The 2,600-nt window shown below is 37.7% G+C and carries 2 protein-coding genes; both read left to right on the top strand.

The genetic code is table 11. The features are described 5' to 3' along the window. On the top strand, window positions 1-1,068 hold a 1,068-nt coding region (locus tag NZM04_11105; protein MCS7064562.1), incomplete at its 5' end, for a hypothetical protein. A gap of 19 nt (window positions 1,069-1,087) precedes the next feature. Then, a complete protein-coding gene (locus tag NZM04_11100) occupies window positions 1,088-1,624 on the top strand; it encodes a hypothetical protein (protein ID MCS7064561.1) in 537 nt (178 codons plus the stop codon). Window positions 1,625-2,600: the final 976 nt, after the last annotated feature.

The following is a 2,600-nucleotide window of genomic DNA, read 5'->3' as shown; positions in this document are numbered from 1 at the left end:
AAGCGGCTTGGGGAGGGTGTGGGTTTGCATGAAGCCAGCGGCTGGCGGGGGTATCGCACCGAAGGCGATGTCATTCACATGGGGGCAAGGCTATATCATTATCCCACCGCTCGTTTCCTCGCCGCCGATCCCCTTGGCCACGCCTCAGATATGAGCCTCTACAGTTACGCGAATAATGATTCGATTAACCGCATCGATCCGACGGGTCGCCATTCCAACGGCTTGACGAGTGGGGTGAGTGGGTTTAATCCTACGAGTAGTAATTTTTATTCACAAAGTTTTATCAATGGTGGTTATTTTTTGCCGGTGGCATCCTATAATTCTATTTCACATTATGGATCATCTAATGTTTCATCTGGAAATTTCATAACGAATGTGATTATGAATACAGTAGACTATGTCTATGAGATGACTAGGGGACATAGTGCTTTAACGAATATTGGTCTAGCATTTGGCTATGGCTTGAGCTTTGCATCAGGAGATATTTTAGATAGACAAAGCAATTTTATAGCAGGCTCGAGTGTCACGAGTATTAACGGTGTTTTAACAAATTTCAATGGTGGTTTTAATATGGCGCAAGGAGTATCTCAAGCACTCAGTCGTCCGACGAATCAAGTCGTAAATAATTCGCATTATCTCGGAGTTGGTGATTTCATCCAAGCAGTCGGCACACAGCTTGGAGCCATAGATATTACTGCAGTCCGCGCGGCTCAATCGATACGTGCAAACAATGGGGGTGCGGTAGTAGCTTTTAGCCAAGGGACGATGATTGTTAATCGTGCTTTGGATTTATTATCTCCTGAAGTAAAGCGCAATATTGATTTTGTGGGAGTAGGTGGTCAGACAGCGATCAATACGGATCGCGGATTAAATAGTGCGGTGAATGTATGGCATAATAGCGACCCGGTGACATGGACGCAGGTAATTCCAAGCACCTTGGAAGGAAATTATTACCAGTCACCCATCACGACATTTGGTGAACCTGGCTTTAATATAGATACACATGACTTCGATAATCTATACTTACCCTATCTGATGGAAAATGTATTTCCTAACTTGCAAAAATAAAATGACAGAGAATCGATTCATGCCCAAGATAAAGAAATGGCGTATGAGATTTTTATCGATGGTTGGTAAGGGAGTCGTGTTATTTTGTGGGTTAATCGTATTATTGACCATTATTTTAAGGAGCTTATTAATAAGCACTAAAGATGTAAGTAATCAAGAGCCATTTAAATCGTATGTTGGGAAAGATTATATGCTAATGAAGAATGTGTATTTATATAGATCTGAAGGTGAATTGTTTCTTGGTGATCATACTGTGTTTCCTATTCTGCCTCAGGAAACATCAACAATACATATTGGAGCGAATGAGTTTAATTATAAAGTATTGGATGTGATCCAGGCACGGACAATAATGCGACTGGAGAAAGTTGTGATGCATAAATCCGCTGGGCTTACTAATAAACGTTTTTTGATGCGAATTAAGGATGGTAAACATGAGGGCTATCTTGTGAATGCAATACGGTTTATTTCTACACGAAGAAGTAGGCAATTTGACGATCTGAACAGGTATTGGGATTATCATCTTAATGAAAAATACATCAAGCCTGTAGAAAGATAAAATAGAAAATTCTCTGGACTGATATAGACGAAATATACGAATCATTCCACATGATTAGTGGCTTGGAAGCATGGATTGGTGAAGGAGGAGAGAGGAGAAGCTATTATGGACTTTTGCTTGATCATCCAGTAGTTCGAAGTAGTAGAAGCTTTTGGTTTCCTTACGAATCTTAAATTCAATTTTTCTATGGTAAGAAAAGATTATTTTAGCTTATTGTTTTATTTGCATTTAGTATCAGCATTTATTTTTGTTGTATTTAACGCTCTAAGCTATCATTTAACCATTACTCAACTAAATAATTATCTTAGAGAGTCTACTAATTTCATAGAGATGGGATGGCTGATATCGATGCCGCTATTTGTTTTACTACCATGGGTGCTATTGTATCAATGGATAAAAAATAGAGATTGCTTTTTTATAGATGATAAACTAAAATTAATATTTTCGTTAACGGTCTTAATCTTAGGATTGATTTTTTATGTTTTACAATATTATTATGCTGAAGAAATTATTTATAAACTTCAAGAATCTATTGAGTTTAAACATGGAGATTTTGTAGAGCAAATATATAAATCTATATATGTATTTGGTTGTTTGGTTTTTCTATTCTTGACAGTATATATGATTATTGGGATTAAAGAAAAATCGTGGTGTTCTAGCCAAAATAAGGTAAAAGTTTCTTTAATGCTTGTAGCTCTGATATATATATATCATTGCATATTTCTATATTTATATACTTATATGAGATAATTAACTATCTTCAAGAATTAGCAAAATTAAAATAAATGTTAAACTACGATTAGCATTATTATCAAATCGTTACTGTGAGGTATTATGCATGAAGCTAGCGGCTGGCGCGGGTATCGCCTCGAAGGCGACGTCATTCACATGGGGGCGAGGCTTTATCATTATTCCACCGCCTGTTTCCTCGCCGCCGATCCCCTCGGCCATGCCTCAGATATGAGCCTCTACAGAT

This window comes from Candidatus Methylacidiphilales bacterium (genome assembly GCA_025056655.1).
GTDB lineage: Bacteria > Verrucomicrobiota > Verrucomicrobiia > Methylacidiphilales > JANWVL01 > JANWVL01.
This window is presented reverse-complemented; position numbering and strand designations above follow the sequence as displayed.

Coding starts and splice junctions, on each gene's coding strand:
- NZM04_11100 (MCS7064561.1), top strand. CDS start 1,088: ATGCCCAAGATAAAGAAATGGCGTATGAGATTTTTATCGATGGTTGGT.